This is a genomic window from Thermodesulfobacterium sp. (assembly GCF_030445475.1).
Taxonomy (GTDB): domain Bacteria; phylum Desulfobacterota; class Thermodesulfobacteria; order Thermodesulfobacteriales; family Thermodesulfobacteriaceae; genus Thermodesulfobacterium; species Thermodesulfobacterium commune.
The window spans coordinates 71640-97191 of record NZ_JASUTP010000002.1; the positions used below are offsets into that span (position 1 = coordinate 71640).

The window sequence follows — 25552 nt, forward strand, 5'->3', positions numbered from 1 at the left end:
TTAGAGGTGATGTTATGAATAAAATAGCCTTTTTTGCCTTTAAAGAAGAGCCTATGTGTTTTATCCATGTTTTGTTAAATGCTTTGGATGCAGCAGAAAAAGGTCTTGAAGTAAAGGTAGTTTTAGAGGGTGCTTCTACCAAGTTAATTCCTGAACTTTTTTCCGAAAAGAGCGTGTTATACAATCTTTTTCAAAAATGTTTAGAAAAAAATCTTATCGCAGGTGTTTGTAAGGCTTGTGCACAAAAGATGGGGACGTTAGAGGTAGCTAAAGAAAAAGGACTTGAGATTTTGGAAGATATGTATGGGCATGCTGGTATGGCAAACTTTATAAAAAAAGGTTATACTATCATTACACTCTAACTCTAAACATATTAAATGATTGCAGGAGGGGTTTATGGAGCCAGTTAAGATTAAAGAAGGGATTTATTGGGTAGGAGCGGTAGACTGGCATGTAAGAAATTTTCATGGTTACACAACCATTAAGGGTACTACCTACAATAGTTACCTTGTGATCGATGAAAAGGTTACGCTGTTTGATACCGTAAAACACGGTTTTGAGGATGAGATGCTTGGGCGTATTTCTAAGATAATCAATCCTGAAAAGATTGATTATTTAGTGGTAAACCATATTGAACCTGACCATGCAGGAGGTTTCAGCTATATTGCTCAAAAAATCAACCCTGAAAAGATTTTCATTACCAGAAACGGAAAATTAGGGCTTTCTGCCTATCTACATAACACTGACTTTCCCTTTGAAGAGGTAAAGACGGGATACGAAGTAAAGATAGGTAAAAGAACCATCCGGTTTATAGAAACCCCGATGATACACTGGCCTGATAGCATGGTGAGTTATATTCCTGAAGAGAAGATCCTTATTTCTCAGGATGCCTTTGGACAGCACTACGCAACCAGTGTAAGGTTTGATGACGAGGTAGACTACTGTGTTTTAATCCAAGAGGCAGCTAAGTATTACGCTAACATCGTTTTACCTTTTTCTCCTCAGGTTCAAAAGCTGTTAAAAACCATAAAAGATTTAGGTCTTGAAATAGAGACCATTTGTCCTGACCATGGTGTGGTTTGGAGAAGCAAGATAAAAGACATTTTAGAACTTTATGATAAGTGGAGTTCTTATGAGGCAGATAATCGGGTGGTGATAGTTTATGATACTATGTGGAAGAGCACCGAAAAGATGGCTTATGCTATTGCTGAAGGAGTTGTTAAAGAAGGTGTAGAGGCGAGGGTGTTTAAACTTTCTGTTTCTGACATAACAGATGTGATGACTGAGGTTATGCTTGCTAAAGGTGTAGTTTTAGGTTCTTCCACCCTTAACAACAACCTGCTTCCTACCATGGCTTCCTTTGTAACCTATATGAAAGGACTTAGACCGAGAAAAAAATTAGGGTTTGCCTTTGGTTCCTACGGATGGAGTGGAGAGGCAGTAGCTCAGCTAAACGAGTATTTAAAAGAGATACAGGCTGAGGTTATCCACGAAGGTATAAAATGCAAGTATGCTCCTAATCAAGAAGTACTTAAAAGCTGCGCAGATTTGGGAAGGCTTTTAGCTCAAAAGATAAAAGAGGTATAAAAAGAGGTTGGTTTTGCCTAATCTTTACCAGCCCCAACTTAAAAAGAGGGTCCTCAAGACTTTAGAAGAGGACCCTCTTTTTAAGGCAATAGAAACTATAAAGACACTTCCCCCTTCTAAGGTGGTAAGCTTTTTAATCGGGGCTTTTTTGCATAAAGATGAAATGGTAAGGTGGAAGGCTATAGCCTGTTTTGGTGTGGTTGTAAAGAAAATAGCAGATCAGGATATAGAGAGAGCAAGGGTAGTAATCAGAAGGCTTATGTGGATGTTAAATGAGGAGTCAGGGAGCATGGCTTGGGGGGTTCCTGAAGGATTTGCTGAGGCGATGTTTTATTCAGAGGTTTTGAGGAAAGAATATCTTTCGATTTATGTTTCTTACATCTGGGACCCAAAGGATGAAAGAAAATATAAGGCAGATAATTACTTGGAGTTTCCTCCGGCTCAGAGAGGGATAATCTGGGGAATAGGGAGATTAGCTCAAGCTAAGACTGAGGACCTCATCGAAAGAAAGGCGCATGTTTATGTGTATGATCATATCTTTTCTACAGACAAGATAGTAAGCTTCTTAAGTTTATGGTCACTTTCTCAGATTTCTCCTGATTTGTCTATTCTTAACTTAGACCCAACTCCGATAAAACAACGGTTAGAGGAGTTTAAAAAAGAAAGATTTCGGCTCCTTATGTTTGATGGCCAAGATATCCGATATAAAAGTTCAGAAAGTTTAGTTTTTAGGGTTTAATTTTTAAAAAATTGTTTTATATTTATCTCGCTATGAAAACAGCGGCTCAGGTTTATAAAAACATAGACTTAGAAAAGATTTTAAATTATTTTTCTGAACAGCTTCAAGATTTAAGGGGGTGTCTTTGACCCCGATTCTATCAAAAAACGCCTTTCTCAGATAGAAGAAGTTTTTCAACAAAACAACATCGACTGGGAATCCCCTTCTATTAAGAACCTGCTTAAAGAGCGTGCAAGCCTGATAGAAAGGTTAAATCTTTTTGAAGATTTAGAAAAAGATTTTTTAAACCTTTCTGAGTGGTATGAACTTTACAAAGAGGAAAAAAATCCAGATTATTTAGAAATCCTTTTTGAAGACATAGAACGGTTTGAAAAAAAACTAAAGAAAGAAGAAAGCAAGCTTCTTCTTTCCGATGAGTATGACTATTCTTCTGCCATTTTAAGCATCCATGCAGGAACAGGAGGCACAGACGCTCAGGACTGGGCTTATATGTTGCTAAAGATGTATGTAAAGTGGGCTGAAAAAAAGGGATTTTCGGTAAAATTGGTAGACAGCCTGCCTGGAGAAGAGGCAGGGATAAAGAGTGCAGTAATTTTAGTTGAAGGCCCTTGGGCTTATGGGTATCTTAAAGGAGAAAAAGGTATTCATAGGTTGATTAGAATATCACCTTTTGATGCTAATGCAAGAAGACATACTTCTTTTGCTTCGGTAACGGTAATTCCTGAAATAGACGAAAACATAGAGGTGGAGATAAGACCTGAAGACTTAAAGATTGAAACTATGAGGGCAGGTGGCCACGGAGGCCAGCATGTTAACAAAACAGAAAGTGCGGTTAGGATTACCCATATCCCTACAGGGATAGTGGTTTCTTGCCAGAATGAGCGAAGTCAACATCTTAACAAAGCCATAGCTTTGAAAATATTAAAATCAAGATTATATCAGTTAGAAAAGCAAAAACTTGAACAGAAAAAAGAAAGTCTGATCGGTGAAAAAAAAGAAATAGGTTGGGGTAATCAGATAAGAAGTTATATCTTACATCCTTACAAGGTGGTAAAGGATCATCGTACCCAGTTAGAGGTTTTTAAGGTGGAAGATGTTTTAGATGGAGAGATAGACGATTTTATCCGGGAATATTTACTGTGGGATGCAAAGCAAAAGCTTAATCAAAAAACTTAAGGACTAAGGGGTGCTTTATGGACAAACTAAAAGCCTTGGTAATGTTAGAAGACGGAACCTACTTTTGGGGAAGGTCTTTTACCATAACCGGAGAAACCTATGGTGAAATAGTGTTTAACACAGGGATGACCGGTTATCAAGAAATACTTACCGACCCCTCTTATTATGGTCAGATAGTAACCATGACTTATCCTCTTATCGGAAACTATGGGATCAATTCTGAAGATATGGAAAGCGAAAGGATTCAAGTAGCGGGTTTTATCGTAAGAGAATATCAACCTTTTTACAGCAACTGGAGGGCTGAAAAGTCTTTAGGAGAGTGGTTGATTGAAAATAACGTTTTGGCGGTAGAGGGAATAGACACCAGAGCTTTAACCAGGCACCTTAGACTTTACGGTTCTATGAAGGGAGGAATAACCACCGAGACTTTGGATCCTAAAAAATTTTTAGAAAAGATAAAAGAGAGTCCTGATTACGTAGGTAGGGATTTAGTCCAATATGTTACTTGTAAAGAGCCTTATTACTACGGAAAACAGGGGAAGGAAAGGTTAACCACTTTTAAGGGGGAAGCTAAGTACAAAATAGCGGTGTTAGACTGTGGGTTAAAGTTTAATCAGTTAAGGTTGTTTGTAGAAAGAGATGCCGAGTGTTTGGTGTTTCCGTGCTATACCTCAGCTGACGAGATTCTTGCCCATAATCCTGACGGGATTTTCCTTTCTAACGGTCCAGGAGACCCTGCACCTTTACAGCATATCGTAAACACAGTAAAACAACTTTTAGGTAAAAAACCTATTTTCGGTATATGTTTGGGGCACCAGATCTTAGGACAAGCCTTGGGAGCTACTACTTATAAACTAAAGTTTGGACATAGAGGGATAAACCATCCTGTTTTAAACCTGATAAACAAAAAGGTAGAGATTACTTCTCAAAACCATGGTTTCTGTGTTAAAAAAGAAGAGCTTCCTAAGGATACGGTGATTACCCATGTAAATCTTAACGATGACACCCTTGAAGGGATTTTTGTCCCAGACCTTAGGGCAATGTCAGTCCAATACCATCCTGAAAACGCACCTGGTCCCCATGATTCAGTCTATCTTTTTGACAGCTTTTTAAAAATGGTGGAGGGAAAGGTTGAAAACATATACCCCTAAAGATTTCCCTTTACCTTTTGAAACCGCTGTTACTATAGGAAGTTTTGACGGTATCCATTTAGGACACAAAAACCTTTTTAGAGAAACTTTTGCCCTTAGCACCGAGTTAGGCGTAACCCCGCTGTTAGTTTCTTTTGACCCTCATCCTCGAACTGTTTTGTTCCCTGAAGCCAACTTTAAACTTTTAACCACCTTTGAAGAAAAACTTGACCTTTTTTTTCGTCTAAACATAGAACATGTTGCTATAATACCTTTTTCAGTTAACATGGCCAAGCTTACCCCAGACCTCTTTGTAGAAGAATACTTAGTAGATAGTCTTAAGGCTAAAGGAGTAGTTATAGGTTTTAACTTTAGGTTTGGCAGAAAAAGAGAGGGTGACCCAGAATTTTTAAAAAGATTAGGAGAAAGGTTCGGTTTTGTGGTAAAGACAGTAGATCCTGTTACTGTCGATCATACCACGGTTTCAAGCACTTTGATAAGACAAACCATCGAAAAAGGAGATATAGAAAAGGCCAATCTTTTTCTTGGACATCGCTACTTTCTGATAGGAAAGGTGATAAAAGGTCAAGGGCTAGGAAAAAAACTTGGATTTCCTACGGCTAACATAGAAATACCTAAAAATAAACTTTTGCCCCCCTCAGGGGTTTATGCAGTGTGGGTTTATTACCAAAATCAAAGGTTTAAAGGGGCTATGAACATTGGAGTTAAACCTACCTTTGAACAAAAAGAACTCACTGTAGAAGTCCACCTTTTAGGATTTAACCAAGAATTGTACGGAAAACAGCTTAAAGTAGAGTTTGTTAAGAAAATTAGACCAGAAAGAAAATTTGGGTCTATAGAAGAACTTAAAGCCCAAATCAGTAAAGATTGCCGATTGATAGACACAATCTTAACCGATTAAGCTTTATTTTCTTCTTTTAACATCTCTACAAACTGATCATAAACATTTTTCTTTTTACCTATTTTTTTGGGAATGTTAATTCCTCTTTTTCTTAGTTCATTGACGATTTTATTAACTTGAAATTTACTAATTCCTAATTTTTCTGCTATCTCAGATGCACTCATTTTGGCATAGTTTTCATATACAAATTTTACATCCTCAACTGTAATAAATCTACTTCTTTTTCTCATAATTTTTCCTCCTATTGTTCTGTTTTGGAATTTTAAATTATAACCTAAGAAAAAAATAAATCAATAATATAAGTAGATAAGCTTGGAACAATAATATAATAAAAACCAAATATTGTAGTTATTGAGTATAAAATAAAGTGTGTAAATAGTGTGGAGATTTTTAGGTTCAATTTTTAAAAGATTTTGTTATAATGAAAGGTATAAAATGGGTAATAAAGTTGCTGTGATATTTGATGAGATTTTTTTAAAACATGATCCTGGCAGTTTTCATCCTGAGAGACCAGAAAGAGTAAAAGTTATTTTAGAGAGATTAAACAAAGAAGATTTAAGGCCATTAATACAAATTTTTCCTCCTGAAAAGGCCGAAAAAGAAGAAATACTTTGGAACCATACAGAAAGTTTATACAACTTTATAAAGACAAGTGCAGAGAAAGGTACTTTTCAGATAGATGCAGATACAGGAGGTAACGAATATTCTTTTGAGGCTGCTTGCTATGCAGTTGGTGCTCAAAAAACTGGATTAAAGCTTATTTTTGAAGAGGGTTTTGATTATGTGTTTGCCTTGGTCAGACCACCTGGACATCATGCAGAAAGAGATCGGGCCATGGGTTTTTGCCTTTTTAATAACATAGCTCTTGCAGCCTACTATGCAAGAAATTATTACGGAATTAAAAGGATTTTAATAGTAGACTTTGACCTTCATCATGGAAATGGGACCCAAAAGTCTTTTTATCATACTGATGAAGTTTTGTTTTTCTCTACCCATCAATATCCTTATTATCCAGGAACTGGAAACTATGATGAAATAGGAACAGGTTATGGAAGAGGCTATACGATAAATGTTCCCCTGAAGCATGGATGTGGAGATGACGACTTTATTTTCTTTTATCAAAACCTTCTTAAACCTATAGCGTTTCAATATAAACCTCAGTTAATACTTGTCTCCGCAGGTTTTGATTGCATGTTAGATGATCCTTTAGGAGATCTTGAGGTTAGTTGTAAAGGAATCGCTATAATTACTGAGATATTAAGAGAGATAGCATATAATTTTTGTAATGGTAAAATTTTGTTTTCTTTAGAAGGGGGGTATAATTTAAAAAATCTTTCAGAGGGTACCGCAACTTTAATTAAAACATTGATAGAAGAAAAAAAGAGGTTTTTACATTATGAGGTTTCACCTTCTTCTTATGCTTTAGAGCTTTTTAGGAAAATAAAAGATTTGTTTGCTTTTAAAGGATTTTGGGAGATTTAAGGTTAAGTGGCTATGGAAGAAAAAGTGTTAGAATTTAAGGTAGAAGAACATGATGGAGGAAAAAGGTTAGATGTTTTTTTGAAAGAAAAAATTTCAGACTTAAGTCGAAGTAGAGTCCAAGAGTTGATCGAAACATCCTTGGTTTTGGTAAACGGTAGACCAGTAAAACCAAGTTATAAAATCAAAATACAAGACTTTATTCAGGTTAAAATCCCTGAGCCTAAACCTTTAGAGCTTAATCCTAAGGATGTTCCTTTTGACATAATTTACGAGGATGAACATATAGCTATTATCAACAAACCTGCCGGGATTGTCGTTCATCCTGCCCCAGGGCATTTGGACGATACTTTGGTCCATGGCTTATTAAAAAGACTTAAAAATCTCTCAGCCATCGGAGGGAAAATACGTCCTGGGATAGTACACCGTTTAGACAAGGATACCTCAGGTCTTATGCTGGTTGCCAAAAATGACATGTCTCATAAGTTGCTGGTAGAGGCTTTTAAACAAAGATTGATAGAGAAAAACTATTTAGCTATTCTCTACAAACATCTTAAACCCCAGCAAGGTAAAATAGAAACCTTTATCGGACGCCATCCTACCCACAGAAAAAAGATGGCAGTTCTGAAAGAAGGAAGGCTTGCTATTACTTTATATGAGGTAAAAGAGTATCTTAACAAAGCATGTCTAGTTGTTGCCAAACCTGTTACCGGAAGAACCCATCAACTAAGGGTTCATTTTTCTTTTTTAGGGCACCCAATCCTGGGAGACCCTATCTATGGAGGGTTAAAACCTGATGTTCCTAAACCACCAAGGTTGATGCTTCATGCCTTTCGGTTAAAATTTTTCCACCCTATCTCGAACATAGAGATGGAATTTGAGGCTCCTATTCCTGAGGATTTTCAAGTCTATTTAAACCTGGTTAAAAAATGAAGAAAATAGCCATTACTGGAGGAGTTGCTACAGGTAAGACTTCCTTATTGAACCTTTTACGGGAATTAAGCTGTCCTGTCTTTTCTTGTGATGAAGTAGTAAAAAAACTCTATGAGCAACCTGAGATTAGAGAAAAAATTTACCAGTTGTTTGGGACTTTGGATAAAAAAAAGATTTTAGAAAAAATCATATCAGATGAAAAGGCAAAAAAGTCTTTAGAAGAGGTTTTGCATCCAGCGGTCAAGGCTGAATTAAAAAGATTTTTTGAAACCTGTAGGCAAAAAGGAGAAAAGGTGGTTTTTGTTGAGGTCCCTCTTTTGTTTGAATGTGGATGGGAGGAGATGTTTGATGAGGTTTGGGTGGTTGTTTGTTCCTCAAAAACCCAGCAAGAAAGGATTAAGACAAGGTCAACCTTTCCTGAGTTGGTTTTAAAACTGGCAAGCTTACAATTCCCCTTAGAAGAAAAAGCCAAAAGGGCACATAGGCTTTTTTCTTCAGAAAAACCCTTAGAGGTTCTTAAAGAAGAAATTAAGACTATTTTAAAGGAGTTTCGATAAGACTAATCCCTTGCTCTGTGTACCCATGAAACATATAAGAGTCTCCTAATTTTTTAACATTTAGCTCATGAAGGCGTACAGCCTCTTTAAGAGTTGGTATTGGATCTCTCTCTATCGCAGAAATTCCTTTTTTATCTCCAATAATCACAGGGCCGATCATGTAACAGACCTCATCTACCAAACCTTCTTCTAAAAAACTCCCATGGACTCTGGCGCCTCCTTCAACCATTATTGAGTTGATACCATGTTCTAAACATTTTTCCATCAAAAAGTTCAGGTCTATTTTGCTATTTTTTAACGGAAGTTTCCAAACAAGAACCCCTGCGTTTTGAAAGGCTTTTTCTTTTTCTTGGGGCACCTTTTCCTGGCAGACTATAATCGTTTGAGCTTCATTTAAGGTTTGAAAGACCTTATAATCCAAGCCAAGACTTAGATTGGTATCAAGAATAATCCTTATAGGGTTTTTTCCTTTTTTTAACCTACAGGTAAGAAGGGGGTTGTCTTTAACTACCGTGTTTTTCCCAACCAGGATGGCATCAAACATTCCTCTTAGCTTATGGGCGTATGCTCTTGCTTTTTCCCCGGTTATCCATTTTGAATCACCGGTAGAAGTAGCAATTTTGCCGTCTAAGCTTGCCGCAACTTTTAGTAAAATCCAGGGTCTTTTTCTTAGGATTCTGCTAAGAAAAAAACGGGTTAAAACTTTTACTTCCCTTTCTAATACCCCGGCGTTGACTTCTATTCCTTTTGAAGCAAGAAACTCAAGGCCTCCTTTAGCTACAGGGTTTGGGTCCCTTATTCCACAGACCACCTTTTGGATACCACTTGCTAAAATTTTTTCGGTGCACGGAGGGGTTTTCCCATGATGGTTGCAAGGCTCTAAGGTAACATAAAGGATAGCCCCTTGGGTTCTCCCCTTTGCTTTTTCTATGGCTACTACTTCTGCATGAGGTCCTCCGTAGTGCTTATGATAACCTTTGGAGATTACTGTGTGAGTAACAGGATCTACCAGGACCGCCCCTACCACTGGATTAGGAGAAGTGTAGCCTAATCCTTTTTCTGCCTCTTTGATAGCAAGTTTCATGAAAAATTTGTCAGACAATTTTTCCATCGTTTATTTTTTTCTTGGCTTTAAAGAAGAAATGTATAGAAAAGTTTGAAGTTTCATCCAGTCGATCTCTTTCTTTTCTGCAGGTTCTTTGCTACTTTCTTTAGCCAGCTTGATTTTTTCAGCTACTTTGCAAAAATATTCGTCAGGAATGTTTATAGGGCCTTTTCTTATTTGGTTTAGATGAAAAAGAAGGGCCGAAAGTTTTTTAATTTTTGAATAAGCATCTTGCAAGTCTTCCTCTAAAAGTTCTTCTAATTTAGAGATCTCTTTTCGGAGTTCTACTTCCTTAGGTAGAAACCCTGCGTTTTGAAGTATTTTATAGACTACCCTTAGGTCTTCAGGAACAAAAGGATTTTCTTCAAGTTTAAGGGGTTTCCCTTTAAGCTCAAGATGGTCAAACTCTCCGTTTTCCATGGCTTCTCTTATTTTTTCTTCGGCCAACTTTTTAAAAATAAGAAGGCTCATGGTTTAGTTTAGGTTTTTTATTTTGGTTTCGGCAATGCCTTTTAAAACCTCATCTTGAGTTTGATTTAGAGCCTTTTGATAACACTCTTTAGCTATCTGGGTTTTACCGATTTTTTCAGCCGCCCGACCTAAGTCTAATAATATTAGATTTTGAAGGTCAGGATATTTCTGGTCGATTTTTTGATAAAGTTCGAAGGCTTGGTCCCATTTACCTTGAGATTCGGCTATTTTAGCTTGATAATACCAAACAAGTCCTTTGATTTTTTTAGGATATTTTTTCTCTAAAATAAGTAAAAGTTCTTGGGTTTTGTTAAAATTCTTCTGTTGATAATAATAGTCTGAGAGGATTATAGCAGATATTAATCCAGCTGAGGTGTTTTTATGTTTTTTGGTTACCTCTTCTAATGAAGGTATCAAGTTAGGGCTGCTTACAGCTTTTAAAAGTTCAAGAGCAGCTTCTTTTTCTTTTTTAGCAAAATAGTATTTAACCCCACTCCATAAAATTCCTATACCTATAAGAATTACCACACAAGCTAAGATAAGCCTTAGATAGCGATCAAAAAAATGTTGCAATCGTTCTGTATAGTATAAAAGTTTGTCTCCTAAGTTCATACTCTATCCCTCAAGTCCACCAAAATAATCATCCCAGTTAAAAATAAGAGGCTCTTGCCCTTCTTTTAAAATCTGATAATCTTCAACCTCTCCGATTACTATGATGTGGTCTCCTGCCTTACATTCTCCGTAGAGCCCGCACTCAAAGTAAGCTATTGCGTCTTTTAACACAGGCATCCCGTTTAACGAAAAGGTATAAGGTATGTTTTCGAACTTATTATAGTTTTTTCCGCTTTTAAACCCAAAGTGTTTAGCAAGGTCCTGTTGCCCTTTACCTAAGACGTTGAGGCAAAAAAATCCAGATTCTTTAATAAGTTCATAGGTATACCTTTGAGGAGCAATCGAGACGGCTATAAGTCTTGGTCTGAAAGATACTTGAGACACCCAAGCTGCTGTCATTCCGTTTATCTTATCGTTAGCCTTAGAGGTAACGATAAAAACGCCTTGTGGAAGATATTGAGTTATTATTTTTTGAAGCCCCATCGTTTCCCTCCTTGATGAAATGTAAAGCTTGTATAATCAATTTTACTATAAAATTAGAAAAAGGAAAATGCAGTTTCGATTTAGAATATAGTATTAATTTATTTAAATAAACTTTTAAAAGGAAGGTTTTATGGTTAAGGATTTTAAGAAAAAGAGGTACAGAAATCTGGATGGTGTTATAGATTTAAAAGTAGTTGGTTGGTTTTTAACGAAGAAAGGTCAGAGGAAAGGGTTGAGGCGATAGTTTTGATTGACGGAAGAACCTGTAACTGAGGGGGTAGTCGATCGGTTTAGAGAAGACCTAAGATGATTATTATTCTTGTAGAGATGTTTTGTTTTCACCTGACTGTCCTCTTAATCGTTGTGTCACTCGAGGGAGGGCAGTTGCTTAACCTACCCAACCAGGCTTATCAGAGAGCAAGCAGGTGGCTTTTAAGATGCCAGACGGAACGGTAAAAATAATAGGTGATCCCGAATATTATTGGTAATCCTCAGGACCCAAAAATGGATCTTTAGTTACCTGGAAATACGGGTATGACTTACCATACCTTATTCAAAAGGGAACAGGATTTGATGGAGAGGTCTTTAAATTTCAATCTTTTGAGATTGCTGTGTATGAGTTTTATACAGAGGTTTAAAGCCGGAAATGCCGGGGGCGGGAGTCGAACCCGCACGGGGGTGAACCCCAGTGGATTTTGAGTCCACCGCGTCTGCCAATTCCGCCACCCCGGCGGAAAATTTATTAAAAACCTATTTTAATAGAGTTTGAATTTTTGGCAAGACCTATTATACTTATAAAAAATTTTAAAGGGGTGGTATTATGGCTGGACATTCCCATTGGGCACAAATAAAAAGAAAAAAAGCGGCTCAAGATGCTAAAAGAGGTCAAATATTTACTAAACTGATAAGAGAAATCGTGGTTGCTGTAAGGACGGGTGGAAGTGGAGACCCTGATTTAAATCCAAGGTTAAGGGCAGCTATCCAGGCGGCAAGAGCAGCTAACATGCCCAAAGAAAACATCGAAAGGGCCATAAAAAAAGCCTTAGGGCAAGAAGAAGGGACTAATTATGAAGAGGCGGTGTTTGAAGGGTATGGTCCTGGTGGGGTTGCCATCTTGGTCCATGCTATCACCGATAATAGGAGAAGAACTGTTTCTGAGGTAAGACATATTTTTAGTAAACATGGGGGTAATTTGGCAGAGCCAGGGGCAGTTTCTTGGATCTTTGAACACAAAGGATTGATCGTTGTACCTAAAAAGGATGAAGAGAAGGCTTTAGAGATAGCTATAGAAAAAGGGGCAGAGGATACCAAAGAGTATGAAAGTGAGGTCGAAATCATCACAGAACCTTCTCAGTTTGAAGAGGTTAAGAAGGCCTTAGAAGAGGCTGGGATTGAAATCCTTTCTGCCAAGCTTACTTTGGTACCAAAAACTCTTGTTCCTATCTCAGATGAACAAACCGCAAACACCCTCTTAAAACTTATCGAAGCACTGGATGATAACGACGACGTCCAGCAAGTATATGCTAACTTTGATATCCCTGAAAATATCATGGGAAAACTTAATAGATGAAAATTTTGGGGATAGACCCTGGGCTCAATCATTTAGGTTATGCCTGTGTGGAAAAATCTCAGCAAAGATTTAAGGTGTTAACCTGGGGGACCATCAGCCCCCCTCCAACCTTATCCCTTCCTCAAAAGCTGGCTTTGATCTTTGAGAGCCTTAAAAACATCATAAATAAAATTTCCCCAGATTATTTGGCGTTAGAAGAGGTTTATACCCGAGGGGTTGGAAATGCTACCCTAAAGCTTTCTCAGGCTCAGGCTTTGGTGTTGCTTCTCTGTGGGCTTTATAATCTTAGGTTTAAAACTTTTGCTCCTAAGGAAATAAAAAAGTTTTTGACCCAAAATGGAAATGCTGAAAAACAGGATATGGTTTCTCAAATTCAGTGGTTGATTAAACACGGGGTTTTATCTTTTGTAGAAGATTTTGAGGAAGATGGGTTAGACTCTCATAAGGTGGATGCCTTAGCAGTGGCTCTTTTACTTGGTTTTGAACTAGGAGGTTAATTTTGTTTTTTGCAGTCTCAGGGGTTCTAAAAACTGTAAATCCCCCTAATAAAGCAATCATAGAAATTTTACAGGTTTTATCCATAGAAGTTTTTGTGCCTTTAAACTTGGTAGAGCCGCTTAAAACTAAGTTTATTGATAAACCGATAACCATGTATTTGGTGAGTTTTATAAGAAAAAACGAATTTTTAGAGCTTTATGGATTTTTAGACAAAGAAACCAGAGAGCTTTTTATCAAACTAAACACCCTTTCTAAGGTTGGTCCTAAACTTGCGTTAAACGTACTTTCTGTCTTTTCTCCTGAAGAGCTAAGACAAGTAATCCTCGAAGCACGTTGGAAGGAGCTTGCAAAAGTTCCAGGTATAGGCCCAAAAAGGGCAGAAAAACTGTTTTTAGAACTAAAGAACCTATTTTTAAAACCCAGCCTCAAAGGAATAACCTTACCTCCAGAAAAAGAAATGGTCTTTGAAGAGGCAAAAAGCTGTCTTTTATCCTTAGGATTTAGTTCTAAAGAGATAGACTCAGTTTTGTATAACGTTTTTGAAGAAGGGGCTACCTTAGACGAATTGATAAAAAGGGCTTTAAAGGAACTTGCACCAAGTGTTAAAGAAGAAAGGTTTGACTAAAATTACAGGGGGTTAAGATGGACTGGGAAAGGTATTTTATCAGGCCCGAAGAGGCAATTCTGATTGTGGTAGATGTACAGGAAAAATTGGTTAAAGCGATGGAAGAAAAGATAGTTTCTAAGATAATAAAAAACATAATCATCTTGGTTGAGGTGGCTAAAGTCTTAGGAATACCTGTTATCCTTACCGAACAATATCCTAAAGGGTTAGGACAAACCATAGAGGACTTAAAAAAGGTCCTTCCCGAATATCATCCTATTGAGAAGATAACCTTTGATTGTTGTGCCGAAGAGAAATTTTTAGCTACTTTAAGGTCCTATGGACGTAATAAAGTAATTCTGACAGGGATGGAAACTCACATTTGTATCTATCAAACTGCCTTAAGCCTTCTTTCGAAAGGATATTTTGTGTTTTTACCTAAGGATGCTGTATGTAGTCGTAAAGAGGAAAACTGGAAGACAGGCCTTCAGCTTAGCATACTTGCAGGGGCTTTGCCTGGTGATACCGAAACCATCACTTTTCAACTTTTACAAAAAGCAGGAACCGAAGAGTTTAAAAAATTATCGGTTTATTTTAAATAAAAATGGATAAAAAGAGACGAAACTTTTTAAGGCTTTTTTCTTTGGGTGTTTTGGGTTTTTTAACCTATGGAGCTTTTAAAAACCTAACTAGTTTATCTTCTCCCCCACCTAAAAAGGTTATCGTTCTTTTTGAGGAGATAGAAAAAGCTAAAGATATATTATTTAAAGAAAACTTTATTGTGATGAAAACAGGCTCTAATTTTAAGGTTTTTTCCAGGAAGTGTCCTCATTTAGGCTGTTTGCTTAACTATTCTCCTGAAGAGGCTCTGATCGTCTGTCCCTGTCATCAAAGTAAATTTAATCTTTCAGGAAAGTTTCTCTCTGGACCTGCTAAAAAAGACCTTACTACATACAACTACAGACTTAATTCTCAGGGTTTAGAGGTTGAGGTTTTTTAGCTTTTCTACCTCTTCAAAAATCAACCTGTTTATAGCCAATCTCTGTTTGATAAGCCTTATAATTTCTATTTTATCTGGGATGGTGGTTAGTTATCATTACTTTTATACCGAACCTCTCTACAGTGTGATTCGGTTAGAGTCATCGGTGCCTTTTGGCAGGTTTTTTAGAAGCCTTCACTACTTTTCTTCTCAACTTGCTTTAATCTCAACTTTTTTCCATCTGATAGATAGCCTTTACAAAGGATGGCATCATAAAAAGAATTTTGTTGCCTGGTTGTTTTTGGTGTTAAGCTTTATCGTCCTTATTTTTATTACCTTTACCGGTTATGTGATAAGGTTTGATGAGGTAGGGAAGCTTGCAGGAACCATAGCTGAAAATCTTTGTTTAAGCATACCTTATGTAGGAGAAGTCTTAAGAGACCTTTTGTTCCCAATCTCTAAAGGAGGTCTTTATAGAGTTTATTTAGCCCATATTTATGGTTCTTTTTTATTAGCCATAGGGCTTTTTGTTTGGCATGCCTCGATTAAACGGGTTTTAAGCCTTAAATATGCCCCTTATCTTTACCTAAACCTGATTTTGCCTCTCATCTTTTATGTTCCTCTTGAGTCAGAGAAAGGGAAAACGATAGTTACTGGTCCATGGTTTTTTTGGGGAGCTCAGGGACTTTTAAAGTTTTTACCCCCTTTGGGAGTGCTTTTTTTACTTTTTTTAGCGGTTTTTTGGCTTGTTCTTTTAGGTTTTAAGCCTGCAAGAAAGTTTAGCCTCTGGATAGTTGGGGCTTTAATATGGTGGTTGTTAGTTTATGTTATTTTTAGTCTTATCATCTACAGAGATGCCCACACTTAAACGTTTAGCTAAGACTAAGTCATTTTGGATTTTATTAGGATTAGTTATCTTACTCTGTTTGTTCTATTCTGAAGCTAAAAAAGATAGACGGGAGGTTGCTAAGTTAACCTCAGGTGAAGTAGAGTTATGTATTACTTGTCATCAGGAGGTAGTTCCTGAAAAGGTGCACGACAAAAAGGTCGTTGGTTGTTCTTCCTGTCATTTAGGAAATCCTTATACTTTAGACCTTAAAGAGGCCCATAAAAACATAGTAAAAAACCCTGGAGATCTGAGATATGTTAATCTTACCTGTGGACAACCAGGATGTCATCTTACGGAGATATCGAAGGTAAAAAATTCTCTTATGGCTACCAACCATGGAATGATAAAAAGAGTGGTTGAAGTTTTTGAAGAAAAAGAGGTTTTATCTTTATATCCTAAGTTGAGTGTATCTCAACTTTATCATCAAGAGGTTTATCATAAAACCAAAAACAGTTTAGGTTTAGACTATTATCGAAAACTTTGTGGTAGTTGTCATCTTTGGTTAGAAAAGGGAAAACTTCCCTATTTTTTGAAAGAAAAAGGAGGGGGATGTACCGCCTGTCATTCGGTAAAAGAGAAAGATGAGACCCCCAATTCTTCTCGAAAAGTTCATCCTAAACTGGTTAGATATCCTCCGATGGAAAACTGTGTAAGGTGCCATAACCGAAGTGGGAGGATAGGATTCACCTATCAAGGACTTTATGAAAATGAGCAAGGTGGGATAGGGGATGAAGTTTGGGTTGACGGAAGATGGTTAGATCGGGTTTCTCCTGATATTCATTTCCAAAAAGGGTTATCTTGCATAGACTGCCATACTAAAGAAGAAGTGATGGGAGATGGAAATTTTTATTACAGTTTACATGAGGCTTTAGAAATTGAGTGCCAAACCTGTCATGGAGGAGATGGTACTACTAAAAAAGGAAGAAAACTCAAAAATTTTTATAAAAAAGGTAAGCAAGCTTATTTAGAAAGTAAAGGTTCTGAAAAAAGGGTTTTAATCAAAAAACCAGTTAAAGCTTGTAGTCTTTCTTATCATAAACGATTAACCTGTGTAAGCTGCCATGCCAAACATATGCCTGATTGTTACGGCTGTCATATCAAATATGACCCAAGAGACACCCATCTTGACAAAATACTTGCTAAGGAAACGAAGGGGCTTTGGATAGAGCATGAATCTTATAGAAGACTTGCACTTCCTACTTTAGCGGTGGAAGATAATCAAAGAGTGGTTACCGTTACCCCAGGCTGACAGGATTTTATCACCATCCTCTCAGAGACAGGAGAGGTAAAAAAAGAAATAACAAGTCTTACCTTTGCTAAACTTAACCCTCATAGCACAGGGAAACAAGGACGCTCCTGTAAAAGCTGTCATCAGAACACAAAAACCTTAGGGTTAGGATATGGAAAAGTGGTAAAAACCAAAAATTCAATAGAGGTAGTAAACTTAGAAAAAACTTTTATAAAATCCCCAAGGGTTTGTCTTTCTCAAATGGTTAATCTTAACGGAACTAAGCTGGTCAATTTTTCTCGGCCAAATCTTCGTCCTTTTACTCAGGAGGAACTGGTAAAAATTTTAAAGGTAGGTTTTTGTCTAAACTGCCATTCTGAAAAGGATAAGATTTTTAAAAAATGGCCTCCTAAAAGGGTTTGTCCTTATGCTAAAAAATTTCAAATTAATTTCTAAGAGCCTTCCGAGTTTAGATGTTGTGTAACCTTAGGTATCAGAAGAAAAACAGGGAGAGAAACCAGAAAGGTTAGACCAAAAAATAAGGTATACCCTAAATAGGTGGTTAAAACCCCTGATAAGCTTCTTGATAAGGTTAAAGAAAGGCTAAACAGAGTAGAAAAAACCGCATACTGGGTTGAAGAAAACTCTTTCTGGCAGAGTTTGGTAAGAAAGGTAACAAAGGCTGCTGTGCCAAGGCCTCCGGTAAAGCTTTCGATTACAGAGGCTAAATAAACGGTCTCTTTGGGAAGGGCTGAAATAGAGGCAAAGGTATAACCTAAGTTGGAAAAGGCTTGAAATAAGCCTAATGTTAGCAAGGATTTTTTGGCCGTCCATCTGCTGGAAAGATATCCTCCTAAAAGGGACCCAAGGATGGTAAGAAGGCTTCCGATAGAGCCTGCAACTAACCCTATTTCTAACCGAGAAAAACCTCTGTCCACCCAAAAGGGATAAACCATCGCTCCAAGCAAAGAATCCCCTATTTTGTAAGTAAAGACAAACAAAAGAAGGGTGAAAACCCCTTTCCTCTTTAGTATCTCAACAATGGGTAGAATAAACTGGTCTTTTAGAGAATAGGTTTTTTTAGGTAGGTTGTGTTTAAGGAAAGGGTTGAGTAATAAAAATAGCCCTATGGATAAACTTACCAGAAAAATTAGATAAAATATCGATTTAAAACCCAAGTAATGGCTTACTGCCACTAACCCACCTCCAAAAGTAATCAAGGCTAAACGATAGGCAGCAATCCTCAAACCATTAGCTTTTCCTAAGGTAGCAGAAGGGATCCACTCTACCACAAAACCATCGGCAGCGGCATCAAACACCGAGGAAAAAAAACAAAGCAGGATAAGCAAGATGAAAAAGGTGATCCCTTGAGGAGGAATAAAGGCTAACGATAAGATAACTATTCCGATGCTTATTAAAGATATGCCCATCCAAAAAGTTTTATTAAAATACCGGTCTATCAAAGGAGCCCATAGAAGTCTTAGGCTCCAGGGCAAACTGGCTAAGGAAAAAAGTCCGATGTGTACTAAACTTATTCCTTCTGTCCTTAAAAATACAGGAATAAAGGTATAGAAAAAACCAAAGGGAAGGCCTGAAAAAAAATAGATGAGAGATAAATAAAAAAATTTTTGAGTTTCTTCTGAGAGTTTACGCATATGGAAACCTATTTTACAACCAATTTTGAAGATTGGCACCGGATTGATTTTTATTTGGGTAAAATCCAAAAATGCTTTAAAATATGATCGAAAAACAATTAGGAGGTTCATTTAAATGCTATATGAAATAACCGTAAAAGTTCCTAAAGAAAAAGAGGAAGAAATAGAAGAAGTGCTTTATCAGTTGCTTTCTCAAGGTTGGGAAACAGCCTATCAGGGAGACAGGGTAGTTTTTAGGTTTTACCTTAAAGAGGATAGTCCAGAGTTAGAAGAAATTGAGAAGGCCCTGGCTAAATACCCTTTTGTGGAGTTAGAATATAAAGTTTTTGAAGAAAAGAACTGGGCTGAACTTTGGAAAGCAAACTTTAAGCCTTTAAAAGTAGGAAAGCATCTTTGGGTTATTCCTCCCTGGGAAGAAGGTTTTAGCACACAGGGTGAGGTGGTGATCGTAATAGAACCAGGACAGGCTTTTGGGACAGGGCATCATCCTACCACCCAGATGATGCTTGAATACATAGAACATTTTGCCTTGACTAAGGGACAAAACGGTCTTTATAAGGTGCTTGACCTTGGCTGTGGAACAGGTATCTTAGCCATAGCCTGTGCTAAGCTTTTACCTAAAGCCAAAATCTGGGCAGTAGACATAGATGAAGAAGCTCTAAAAACCTGTCTAGAAAATCTTCAGTTAAACCAGGTAGAGGAAAGGGTTTCGGTAAGCAATGAAGTTCCTGCCGAAAAGTTTGATCTGATACTGGCTAACATAGGCTATAGAGAGCTTAAAAACCTTTCTCAAAAGATGGTTGAAATATCAGAGAAAGGAAAAACAAATATATTTTTAACAGGTATCTTAACTGAAGATGCAGAGGAGATGGTAAGAATATATGAAGCCTTAGGTTATCGGTTGGTAGAAAAAAAGTTTTTAAAAGAGTGGGCCTTTCTGTGGATGGAGTTTTAAACTGTTGATAGCCTATGTCTTATGGTTCTTGCTAAATTTTTTATCCTTTCGATATCTTCCCAAACAGGGTTTTTTAAGGCAGGAAACACCGAGTTGTTATGGAAGATAGGGTCATCTTCTATGGGATAGCGGGAGTAAGTTTTAGCCATTTCAAAGAAAGGAGTCCCTGGGATAGGTGAAAACTCTGCTAAATAAGGGCTTACTCCTATTTTTTCAAGGAAAAAGAGGGCCTTTTCCACTTCTTTAAAGTTTTCTTCAGGAATACCGTAAAGGATATAAGCCCCTATTTCTTTAGCAGTAAATCCTGCCTGTTTAAGGTAAGAGACTGCCTCTATAAATTCTTCAAGAGTAACTTTATGGTCAAACCGATTTTCTACCCTTTCAAGCCCAAGTCTTATGGTTTTAAATCCTGCCTGTTTTAAAAGTAAGGCGACTTCTTTATCTATAAACCTTGCATGCACTGCATTAGGGGTATGAAACCTTATGTTAAGTTTGGAATCGATAACCTTTTCTAAAAAGGGTCTTAATTTTTTTTCAAAATTAAAAAGTAAGGCATCGTCATAAAAAGCAAAATCCTTAACTCCGTAGGTTTTGTGCCAAAAAATTACTTCCTCCCAAAGCCCTTCAGGAGATCTTTCTTTATAGTAAGGATAAAGCCTTTTAGAGGCACAGTAAGGGCAGTTAAACGGGCACCCCAGACTGGTCATTATGATTACGTAAGGTATTCGGGTTTGCAGGTCAAACACAGGATAGTCATGAATAAAAGCTGGGCCAGAAGGAAGGAACTCTTTTTGGACCTCGGCGAGGAATTCTTCCTCTTCTTGGGTAACCACAACAGTTTTTGTGTCTGGATAGTGTGATAAAAAATGTAGGAGGTGGTCTTTACAGAGTTTGGCGTAGATTCCTCCTATGTAAATCGGGGTTTGAGGATAATTTTTAGCAAAAAAATCTATCAGACAAAAAAGCCCAGGATACCAGTAGGTAAGGGTGGTGGTAATAAAGACTGCTTTAAATTTAAGACGAGATACTTTATGTTTAAAGATTTCGAAAGGAAGTCCATAGCGATAAAATCTTCTTGGAACGTCTTGAAAAAAATAAGGCTTTGGCACAGGCTGTTTGTAAAAATGTCCTGTGCCAAAGTCCCTTCTCTTAGGAAGTTTAGGTAGTTCTTCTGCAAAGGGGTCAAGCAGGTCTAAATAATAAATTTTATATCCTAACTTTCTTAACTTACCCCCTATATATAGTAATCCATAAGGTTTAAGCCAGAAATCATAGGCAGAAAAGTCATATATCCAAGGATTGATGAGTAAAAAATCTACTTCCAACTTTTACCAGTGAATCCCTACTACACTTCTTCCGGCTGCTTTGGCAAGCTCAGAAATACCGCCATCAAGGACTACAGTTTTATACCCAAGCATGTTAAGAGGCAAACTGGCAGCAATCGCTCTGGCTCCAGTGTGACAAACTACCACTATTAATTTATCCTTGGGAAGTTTTTTAAGGTTTTCCTCTTTAAAAAGTTCATGCATCGGTATGTCTATCGTGTTAGGAAGGGAAATGCTAACAAATTTTTTTTCTTGAGGAGTTCTTATGTCCAAAACCACAAAAGGTTCTTTTTTCTCAATCATCTCAAACAGATTTTTTACACTTATCATACAGGGTTTCTTAGCTATTACCTCTGGAGTAAGTTTAGAGAAAAAACTATCAAACTTTTTAGCAAGCTCTACATCATAACCCCAACCATGCCCTAAGTATCCAAGAAAAACCAACAAACCTATCGCAAATTTTTGCAAAATCCCTTTCATAGGCTCCTCCATTTTATTATTTCTTTTAAAAATTATAAAACACAAATTATTCTAATTCAAGAGGGTAGGGGTTTAAAAATACCTGGTTTTTGAGGTAATGGTCTTCAAACCTAAATGTCCAGGCTCTAAGAATTTCAAGAAGGGTGTTTTTGGAAACTTTTCCTTTTTTGTAGCGTTCTATCAACCATAGAAAGTGTTTTTTTTCACCAGGTGTTAGTTTAGAAGAAAAATGGCCAAACACGTGAAGAAATACGTTTGTAACTTTTCCTTTTGTAGGAGGTTGAGATAAGACTTTTTTAAAAAGGGTTTTGTATTTTTGTAAGGTTTGATTAAAAGGAAATTTATTTCCACTGGCTACCAGTTGACCTAATTCTTTAAGTCCTTCTGGTGAATAGCTCATCAAAAGATACTTATATCTTTGATGAAAGACTATAAGGTCTTTTAAAGATTCAGCTGTAGTTGAAAACTCTCTTAAGTCTGCTAAGCTAAAAATTTTAGTGAGAAAGTTTTCTCTGATAAAAGGGTCATGAAGCCTTCCGTCGTCTTCGACAGGAATTTCAGGAAACATTTTTTCTGCCTCTATCGCAAAAAGACCCTTTCCTCTACCGATAGGAAAGGTGCCTTCCCTATCCTTATACCAGCGTGTTCCAGAAACTCCGCACGAAGGAGAACGACTCTTTAACAAAAAGCCGTCTATATCTTTAAGGTTCTCAAGAAATTTTTTAGAAAAGTTTAACATTTCTTCTGTCAAATCTTTTTTTTTAGCCGGTTGAAAGACCCCAAGTTTTTCTTCTTTTCTGTAGACAATAATCCTATCTCGTGGTACAGGAAGACCTATGTCTACTTCTGGGCAAACCTTTACAAACTCACAGAACTTGGAGAGTTTTTGGATTAAAGGGAATACAATGGGATTTCCGTCATATCTCGTGTTTTCTCCTAAAAGGCAGGCGCTTATGACTAGTCTTGGTTTGGGATAATTGGTCCACATTTTTAAAGGGCTCATCCCTAATTATATAGAAGATATTATAAAACTTATTTACCTAAATGAAAAGTTTTGATAAAAATTAGAATATCTGAGGTTTACGAAGTTAAAACCTTATTTTTTGAGAAGACGTTGGCAAAACCAAAAATTAAGATAAAATTTTTACTTAAAAAATCTTATTAAGGAGGGTTACCTTGAATCCCAAAATAGTGTTTTTCGATACCACCCTTAGAGATGGAGAGCAGTCTCCTGGGGTATCATTGGACTTAAAACAAAAGATAGAGATAGCCAAGGCTTTGGAAGAGTTAGGTATAGACGTAATAGAGGCAGGGTTTCCAATAACATCTCCCGGGGATTTTGAGGCAGTAAAAAACGTGGCTAAGGAGATAAAAAGATGTACTGTTGCAGCTTTGGCCAGGGCTAATCAAAAAGACATAGAGGTAGCTTGGGAGGCTATCAAGCATGCTGTGTCTCCGCGAATTCATACCTTTATAGCTACTTCTGACATCCATTTAAAGTATAAATTGAAAAAAGACAGGTCTCAGGTGTTAGAAATTGCCAGGGAAGCTGTAAAATATGCCTGTTCCTTGTGCCCTAACGTTGAATTTTCTGCTGAAGACGCAACCAGAAGTGATTGGGAATATTTGGCTCAAGTGGTGATAGAGGTGGTGAAAGCAGGAGCTACCACCATCAACATTCCTGATACCGTGGGTTATACAGTACCTCAGGAATATTATAACCTGTTTAAATTTTTGGTAGAAAAATTGATAGCGGCTGGATACGAAGAAGACTTGAAATCTGGGCGTTTAAGACTTTCCGTTCATTGTCATAACGACCTTGGGCTTGCTGTTTCTAATTCCCTTTCTGCCATCTTGGCCGGTGCTACCCAAATAGAAGGCACGATAAACGGTATTGGAGAAAGGGCAGGAAACGCCGCTTTGGAAGAAGTTATAATGGCTTTAAAAATTAGAAAAGACTTCTTTGAAAGGTCCTTAGGGTATCCTTTAGAGGTAAACATTGCGACTGAAAAAATAGTGCCTACCAGCCAGCTTGTTTCCAAATATACCGGAATGTTAGTCCAGCCAAATAAGGCTATAGTTGGAGCCAATGCCTTTGCTCATGAATCTGGTATCCATCAACACGGTGTTATCTGTGAGCGCACGACCTATGAGATTATCAAGCCAGAAGAGGTAGGTTGGACCGGTTCTGCTATCGTTCTCGGTAAACACTCAGGAAGACATGCCCTGTCTTTCAAACTAAAAAGCAGAGGCTGGCAGTTTGATGATACCGTTTTAACTAAAGTTTTTGAAAAGTTTAGAGAAGAAATAAAGGATGTTTTAAGAAAGATAGACGAAGAACATTTAGAAGGAATTCTTCTTGATCTCTTTTGTGACAAAGAGTATCGTTATGAGTTGGTTTCCTCTCAGGTGATAAGTGTGTTGAGTGGCTCACTTAAGCCGGTTGCTCAAGTAGAGATAAGAGATAATCTTTCAGGAAATAAAGTAGCTGTAGGTTTAGGGATAGGGCCTATAGATGCAGCCTATAAAGCAGTAGCTCAAGCCTTAGGGTATAGCTTTAATGGAGAAGAGAAGGATAAAAAACATCTCAAACTCGTAGATTTTAACATCAGTGCCCTTACAGGTGGAACCTCTTCTGAGGGAGTCTGTAGTGTGATCATAGAAGACGAAACAGGGTTAAGAACCGCAGGGCTTGGTAAAGACGGAGACATCGTTATAGCAAGTATTAAGGCTTTCTTAAAGGCTTTAAACCGGTTAGAGGTTTTAAAAACAAAAGAAAAAGAACTGAAAAGCCAGGTATTAACCTTAGCAAATTAAGTTTTTAGCCCTTAGCCTCAAAACTTAGCTTTGAGGCTAAGGGTTTGGTTTTCCAAGATATTTTCTTTCTAATAAATACAACCTTTCAGAAGCTTTGTTAGCCCATTCAGAATTCGGTTCAAGTAAAACAATCGAATTCCATAACTCTTTAGCAAGTTTAAAGTCGCCTTCTCTAAAGGCTATTTCTCCTAAATAAAAGCGTGCTTCACTGGAATATTTGTCTATTCCTAAGGCCTTTTTAAAATAGAACTTGGCTGAGGTAAGGTCGTTTTCGTTAAGATATACATAACCAAGATAGATTACAGCCTTGGGATATCTTGGGTTTTCTCTAAATGCTTCGATCAAAATGCTTTTAGCTTTTTCCTTTTGGTCTAAGAGAAAATAAGCCCATCCTAAATTGGTTTTAGCCATGTAAGCATTGGTATAGTAAGGATTCTGAATCGCCTTTTCCAGATATTCTATGGCTTTATGATAGTTTTGTTGTAAAATCATCAAAGAACCAAGATTGTTATAGGCCTCTGAATAATCAGGTTTAATGCTGATAGCATCTTTAAAGGCCTGTCTGGCCTTTTCGTAGTCTTTTTTCCCTATGTAGGCTAAGCCTAAAAGATTATAAACCTCTGGGTCACATTTTTCTCTTTCGTTTTGCAAGGCTTTTTTAAGATCTTCTATCGTTCCTGGAGTGGTGGCGTTTTCTAAAAGTTGTAAAATTCTTCTTATTTCACAGATATCACACTGGCTTGATTTTTCTGCTAGTTCAAGTTCCTTTAAAGCCTCGGTATAACGTTTTTCTTGGATAAAGGTCTGAGCGATTTCTTTATGAGAAGAGATTTTTTGCTCAAAATATTGAGAACTTGCTCTACATCCTCCTAAAACCAAAGTAAAAACAACACCTAACCCTAACCAGACTAAATGTTTTTTCATAGACTTAACCCTCTAAAAATTTTAAAAATACCTTTCTTGTCCTTGGTCCATCATATTCTGCAAAAAAAATCCTTTGCCAGGTACCTAAAATGGGCTTTCCTTTTTCTACGATAAGAGTTAAAGAAGGTCCTGTTATCGAAGATTTCACATGTCCTGGTGAGTTTCCTTCCAGATGTTTATAAGGAAGGGTTTCTGGTGCTATCCTTTCGAAAGCCATGATCAGGTCTTCTTTAACAGCTGGGTCAGCCCCTTCGTTAATGATAATACCTGCTGTGGTGTGAGGGACATAAAGCACACAAATCCCATCCTTAGGAGGGAGCCTTTTTAAGACTTCTTCAGTTATGTCAATCAATTCAACCTTTTTGTGAGTTTTAACCGTGATAACTTCCATGTTATTTTCTATATACCTAAAATTTAAAAAAGTCAATGCCTAA

The 25552-nt window shown here is 37.2% G+C and carries 30 protein-coding genes and 1 tRNA gene; 19 read left to right on the forward strand and 12 right to left on the reverse strand.

Annotated elements, in window-relative coordinates; all coding sequences use genetic code 11:
• Positions 1–14: 14 nt before the first annotated feature.
• The 6 genes from PWP26_RS01790 (at position 15) to PWP26_RS01815 (ending at position 5554) form a co-directional block, all read left to right on the forward strand.
• Positions 15–362 (forward strand): hypothetical protein, encoded by a 348-nt coding sequence (locus PWP26_RS01790; protein ID WP_038060177.1) that lies wholly within the window; start codon positions 15–17, stop codon positions 360–362.
• Positions 363–396: 34 nt separating this feature from the next.
• Positions 397–1587: an FprA family A-type flavoprotein gene (locus tag PWP26_RS01795; protein WP_038060178.1), complete on the forward strand. Its 1191-nt coding sequence runs from the start codon at positions 397–399 to the stop codon at positions 1585–1587.
• Positions 1588–1600: 13 nt separating this feature from the next.
• A complete protein-coding gene (locus tag PWP26_RS01800) occupies positions 1601–2326 on the forward strand; it encodes a DVU0298 family protein (RefSeq protein WP_051754532.1) in 726 nt (241 codons plus the stop codon).
• A 32-nt stretch (positions 2327–2358) separates the two neighbouring features.
• A protein-coding gene (gene prfB, locus PWP26_RS01805) for a peptide chain release factor 2 (RefSeq protein WP_273010795.1) occupies positions 2359–3502 on the forward strand; the annotation gives its coding sequence in 2 pieces (ribosomal slippage) (positions 2359–2451 and positions 2453–3502; 1143 coding nt in all).
• Between the two features lie 17 nt (positions 3503–3519).
• A complete protein-coding gene (gene carA, locus PWP26_RS01810) occupies positions 3520–4653 on the forward strand; it encodes a glutamine-hydrolyzing carbamoyl-phosphate synthase small subunit (RefSeq protein WP_287568086.1) in 1134 nt (377 codons plus the stop codon).
• On the forward strand, positions 4634–5554 hold the full coding sequence (locus PWP26_RS01815) for a bifunctional riboflavin kinase/FAD synthetase (RefSeq protein WP_287568085.1): 921 nt from the start codon (positions 4634–4636) through the stop codon (positions 5552–5554). The genes carA and PWP26_RS01815 overlap by 20 nt, the downstream gene beginning before the upstream one ends.
• On the opposite strand, the gene PWP26_RS01820 is transcribed toward PWP26_RS01815, so the two are convergent.
• Positions 5551–5784 carry a winged helix-turn-helix transcriptional regulator gene (locus PWP26_RS01820; RefSeq protein WP_038060183.1) on the reverse strand — a complete coding sequence of 78 codons (234 nt, stop codon included), beginning with the start codon at positions 5782–5784 and terminating at the stop codon, positions 5551–5553. The genes PWP26_RS01815 and PWP26_RS01820 overlap by 4 nt on opposite strands.
• Positions 5785–5989: 205 nt before the next feature.
• Between PWP26_RS01820 and PWP26_RS01825 the strand changes: the two genes are divergently transcribed.
• The 3 genes from PWP26_RS01825 to coaE are packed head-to-tail and all read left to right on the forward strand — an operon-like array spanning position 5990 to position 8523.
• Positions 5990–7036, forward strand: a complete 1047-nt coding sequence (locus PWP26_RS01825) for a histone deacetylase (RefSeq protein ID WP_301398853.1) — start codon at positions 5990–5992, stop codon at positions 7034–7036.
• Between the two features lie 12 nt (positions 7037–7048).
• On the forward strand, positions 7049–7966 hold the full coding sequence (locus PWP26_RS01830; protein ID WP_287568084.1) for an RluA family pseudouridine synthase: 918 nt from the start codon (positions 7049–7051) through the stop codon (positions 7964–7966).
• A complete protein-coding gene (gene coaE, locus PWP26_RS01835) occupies positions 7963–8523 on the forward strand; it encodes a dephospho-CoA kinase (RefSeq protein WP_287568083.1) in 561 nt (186 codons plus the stop codon). Before PWP26_RS01830 ends, coaE begins: the two co-directional genes overlap by 4 nt.
• Here coaE and ribD read toward each other — a convergent pair.
• From ribD to PWP26_RS01860, 5 genes are all read right to left on the reverse strand, one after another.
• Positions 8501–9634: a bifunctional diaminohydroxyphosphoribosylaminopyrimidine deaminase/5-amino-6-(5-phosphoribosylamino)uracil reductase RibD gene (gene ribD, locus PWP26_RS01840; RefSeq protein WP_287568082.1), complete on the reverse strand. Its 1134-nt coding sequence runs from the start codon at positions 9632–9634 to the stop codon at positions 8501–8503. The two genes, coaE and ribD, sit on opposite strands and share 23 nt — an antisense overlap.
• A 3-nt stretch (positions 9635–9637) precedes the next feature.
• Entirely contained in the window at positions 9638–10099 is a 462-nt protein-coding gene (locus PWP26_RS01845) for a DUF1992 domain-containing protein (protein ID WP_273019014.1), read from the reverse strand.
• Positions 10100–10102: 3 nt separating this feature from the next.
• Positions 10103–10711: a tetratricopeptide repeat protein gene (locus PWP26_RS01850; protein ID WP_273010914.1), complete on the reverse strand. Its 609-nt coding sequence runs from the start codon at positions 10709–10711 to the stop codon at positions 10103–10105.
• Between the two features lie 3 nt (positions 10712–10714).
• A complete protein-coding gene (locus tag PWP26_RS01855) occupies positions 10715–11194 on the reverse strand; it encodes a flavin reductase family protein (RefSeq protein WP_273010912.1) in 480 nt (159 codons plus the stop codon).
• Positions 11195–11841: 647 nt separating this feature from the next.
• Positions 11842–11926 (reverse strand) — tRNA-Leu (locus PWP26_RS01860).
• A gap of 88 nt (positions 11927–12014) precedes the next feature.
• Between PWP26_RS01860 and PWP26_RS01865 the strand changes: the two genes are divergently transcribed.
• From PWP26_RS01865 to PWP26_RS01900, 8 genes are all read left to right on the forward strand, one after another.
• Complete coding sequence (locus PWP26_RS01865) at positions 12015–12764, forward strand: YebC/PmpR family DNA-binding transcriptional regulator (protein ID WP_273010910.1); 750 nt, start codon at positions 12015–12017, stop codon at positions 12762–12764.
• Complete coding sequence (locus PWP26_RS01870) at positions 12761–13261, forward strand: crossover junction endodeoxyribonuclease RuvC (RefSeq protein ID WP_273019013.1); 501 nt, start codon at positions 12761–12763, stop codon at positions 13259–13261. The genes PWP26_RS01865 and PWP26_RS01870 overlap by 4 nt, the downstream gene beginning before the upstream one ends.
• Before the next feature lie 2 nt (positions 13262–13263).
• Entirely contained in the window at positions 13264–13887 is a 624-nt protein-coding gene (gene ruvA / locus PWP26_RS01875) for a Holliday junction branch migration protein RuvA (RefSeq protein WP_273019012.1), read from the forward strand.
• A gap of 17 nt (positions 13888–13904) precedes the next feature.
• Positions 13905–14468 carry a hydrolase gene (locus tag PWP26_RS01880; RefSeq protein WP_287568081.1) on the forward strand — a complete coding sequence of 188 codons (564 nt, stop codon included), beginning with the start codon at positions 13905–13907 and terminating at the stop codon, positions 14466–14468.
• 2 nt (positions 14469–14470) lie between these two features.
• The gene (locus PWP26_RS01885; RefSeq protein WP_038060197.1) at positions 14471–14866 is read left to right on the forward strand and encodes a ubiquinol-cytochrome c reductase iron-sulfur subunit; all 396 of its coding nucleotides are present in this window, start codon (positions 14471–14473) and stop codon (positions 14864–14866) included.
• Positions 14853–15713 carry a cytochrome b N-terminal domain-containing protein gene (locus PWP26_RS01890; RefSeq protein WP_301398854.1) on the forward strand — a complete coding sequence of 287 codons (861 nt, stop codon included), beginning with the start codon at positions 14853–14855 and terminating at the stop codon, positions 15711–15713. The genes PWP26_RS01885 and PWP26_RS01890 overlap by 14 nt, the downstream gene beginning before the upstream one ends.
• Positions 15670–16983 carry a hypothetical protein gene (locus PWP26_RS01895; protein ID WP_273019427.1) on the forward strand — a complete coding sequence of 438 codons (1314 nt, stop codon included), beginning with the start codon at positions 15670–15672 and terminating at the stop codon, positions 16981–16983. The genes PWP26_RS01890 and PWP26_RS01895 overlap by 44 nt, the downstream gene beginning before the upstream one ends.
• Positions 16984–17142: 159 nt before the next feature.
• Complete coding sequence (locus PWP26_RS01900; protein WP_038060204.1) at positions 17143–17418, forward strand: hypothetical protein; 276 nt, start codon at positions 17143–17145, stop codon at positions 17416–17418.
• On the opposite strand, the gene PWP26_RS01905 is transcribed toward PWP26_RS01900, so the two are convergent.
• Entirely contained in the window at positions 17415–18617 is a 1203-nt protein-coding gene (locus PWP26_RS01905) for an MFS transporter (RefSeq protein WP_301398855.1), read from the reverse strand. The genes PWP26_RS01900 and PWP26_RS01905 overlap by 4 nt on opposite strands.
• A 115-nt stretch (positions 18618–18732) precedes the next feature.
• Between PWP26_RS01905 and PWP26_RS01910 the strand changes: the two genes are divergently transcribed.
• On the forward strand, positions 18733–19572 hold the full coding sequence (locus PWP26_RS01910) for a 50S ribosomal protein L11 methyltransferase (protein ID WP_273019425.1): 840 nt from the start codon (positions 18733–18735) through the stop codon (positions 19570–19572).
• Here PWP26_RS01910 and PWP26_RS01915 read toward each other — a convergent pair.
• From PWP26_RS01915 to PWP26_RS01925, 3 genes are read right to left on the reverse strand one after another with little or no spacing between them, the layout of a single operon-like run.
• A complete protein-coding gene (locus PWP26_RS01915) occupies positions 19569–20897 on the reverse strand; it encodes a radical SAM protein (RefSeq protein ID WP_301398856.1) in 1329 nt (442 codons plus the stop codon). The two genes, PWP26_RS01910 and PWP26_RS01915, sit on opposite strands and share 4 nt — an antisense overlap.
• 3 nt (positions 20898–20900) lie before the next feature.
• Positions 20901–21377 (reverse strand): rhodanese-like domain-containing protein, encoded by a 477-nt coding sequence (locus PWP26_RS01920; RefSeq protein WP_081856487.1) that lies wholly within the window; start codon positions 21375–21377, stop codon positions 20901–20903.
• Positions 21378–21423: 46 nt separating this feature from the next.
• Positions 21424–22365, reverse strand: coding sequence for a DUF523 and DUF1722 domain-containing protein (locus tag PWP26_RS01925; RefSeq protein ID WP_301398857.1), 942 nt, complete (start codon positions 22363–22365; stop codon positions 21424–21426).
• Between the two features lie 188 nt (positions 22366–22553).
• Between PWP26_RS01925 and PWP26_RS01930 the strand changes: the two genes are divergently transcribed.
• Positions 22554–24194 (forward strand): 2-isopropylmalate synthase, encoded by a 1641-nt coding sequence (locus tag PWP26_RS01930; RefSeq protein WP_038060212.1) that lies wholly within the window; start codon positions 22554–22556, stop codon positions 24192–24194.
• A gap of 36 nt (positions 24195–24230) precedes the next feature.
• Here the strand turns inward: PWP26_RS01930 and PWP26_RS01935 are convergent, their stop codons facing one another.
• Positions 24231–25118 (reverse strand): tetratricopeptide repeat protein, encoded by an 888-nt coding sequence (locus tag PWP26_RS01935; protein WP_287568068.1) that lies wholly within the window; start codon positions 25116–25118, stop codon positions 24231–24233.
• 4 nt (positions 25119–25122) lie between these two features.
• Entirely contained in the window at positions 25123–25509 is a 387-nt protein-coding gene (locus PWP26_RS01940; protein WP_028843052.1) for a secondary thiamine-phosphate synthase enzyme YjbQ, read from the reverse strand.
• Positions 25510–25552 lie beyond the last annotated feature (43 nt).

What these genes read in the sequence shown, in the direction of transcription:
- PWP26_RS01820 (WP_038060183.1), bottom strand. Translation starts at nt 5,784, where the DNA reads ATGAGAAAAAGAAGTAGATTTATTACAGTTGAGGATGTAAAATTTGTA.
- PWP26_RS01830 (WP_287568084.1), top strand. Translation starts at nt 7,049, where the DNA reads ATGGAAGAAAAAGTGTTAGAATTTAAGGTAGAAGAACATGATGGAGGA.
- PWP26_RS01925 (WP_301398857.1), bottom strand. Translation starts at nt 22,365, where the DNA reads ATGTGGACCAATTATCCCAAACCAAGACTAGTCATAAGCGCCTGCCTT.
- PWP26_RS01940 (WP_028843052.1), bottom strand. Translation starts at nt 25,509, where the DNA reads ATGGAAGTTATCACGGTTAAAACTCACAAAAAGGTTGAATTGATTGAC.
- coaE (WP_287568083.1), top strand. Translation starts at nt 7,963, where the DNA reads ATGAAGAAAATAGCCATTACTGGAGGAGTTGCTACAGGTAAGACTTCC.
- PWP26_RS01825 (WP_301398853.1), top strand. Translation starts at nt 5,990, where the DNA reads ATGGGTAATAAAGTTGCTGTGATATTTGATGAGATTTTTTTAAAACAT.
- PWP26_RS01920 (WP_081856487.1), bottom strand. Translation starts at nt 21,377, where the DNA reads ATGAAAGGGATTTTGCAAAAATTTGCGATAGGTTTGTTGGTTTTTCTT.
- PWP26_RS01855 (WP_273010912.1), bottom strand. Translation starts at nt 11,194, where the DNA reads ATGGGGCTTCAAAAAATAATAACTCAATATCTTCCACAAGGCGTTTTT.
- PWP26_RS01870 (WP_273019013.1), top strand. Translation starts at nt 12,761, where the DNA reads ATGAAAATTTTGGGGATAGACCCTGGGCTCAATCATTTAGGTTATGCC.
- PWP26_RS01865 (WP_273010910.1), top strand. Translation starts at nt 12,015, where the DNA reads ATGGCTGGACATTCCCATTGGGCACAAATAAAAAGAAAAAAAGCGGCT.
- PWP26_RS01845 (WP_273019014.1), bottom strand. Translation starts at nt 10,099, where the DNA reads ATGAGCCTTCTTATTTTTAAAAAGTTGGCCGAAGAAAAAATAAGAGAA.
- PWP26_RS01910 (WP_273019425.1), top strand. Translation starts at nt 18,733, where the DNA reads ATGCTATATGAAATAACCGTAAAAGTTCCTAAAGAAAAAGAGGAAGAA.
- PWP26_RS01850 (WP_273010914.1), bottom strand. Translation starts at nt 10,711, where the DNA reads ATGAACTTAGGAGACAAACTTTTATACTATACAGAACGATTGCAACAT.
- PWP26_RS01880 (WP_287568081.1), top strand. Translation starts at nt 13,905, where the DNA reads ATGGACTGGGAAAGGTATTTTATCAGGCCCGAAGAGGCAATTCTGATT.
- PWP26_RS01795 (WP_038060178.1), top strand. Translation starts at nt 397, where the DNA reads ATGGAGCCAGTTAAGATTAAAGAAGGGATTTATTGGGTAGGAGCGGTA.
- PWP26_RS01885 (WP_038060197.1), top strand. Translation starts at nt 14,471, where the DNA reads ATGGATAAAAAGAGACGAAACTTTTTAAGGCTTTTTTCTTTGGGTGTT.
- ribD (WP_287568082.1), bottom strand. Translation starts at nt 9,634, where the DNA reads ATGGAAAAATTGTCTGACAAATTTTTCATGAAACTTGCTATCAAAGAG.
- PWP26_RS01790 (WP_038060177.1), top strand. Translation starts at nt 15, where the DNA reads ATGAATAAAATAGCCTTTTTTGCCTTTAAAGAAGAGCCTATGTGTTTT.
- PWP26_RS01935 (WP_287568068.1), bottom strand. Translation starts at nt 25,118, where the DNA reads ATGAAAAAACATTTAGTCTGGTTAGGGTTAGGTGTTGTTTTTACTTTG.
- carA (WP_287568086.1), top strand. Translation starts at nt 3,520, where the DNA reads ATGGACAAACTAAAAGCCTTGGTAATGTTAGAAGACGGAACCTACTTT.
- PWP26_RS01905 (WP_301398855.1), bottom strand. Translation starts at nt 18,617, where the DNA reads ATGCGTAAACTCTCAGAAGAAACTCAAAAATTTTTTTATTTATCTCTC.
- PWP26_RS01895 (WP_273019427.1), top strand. Translation starts at nt 15,670, where the DNA reads ATGTTATTTTTAGTCTTATCATCTACAGAGATGCCCACACTTAAACGT.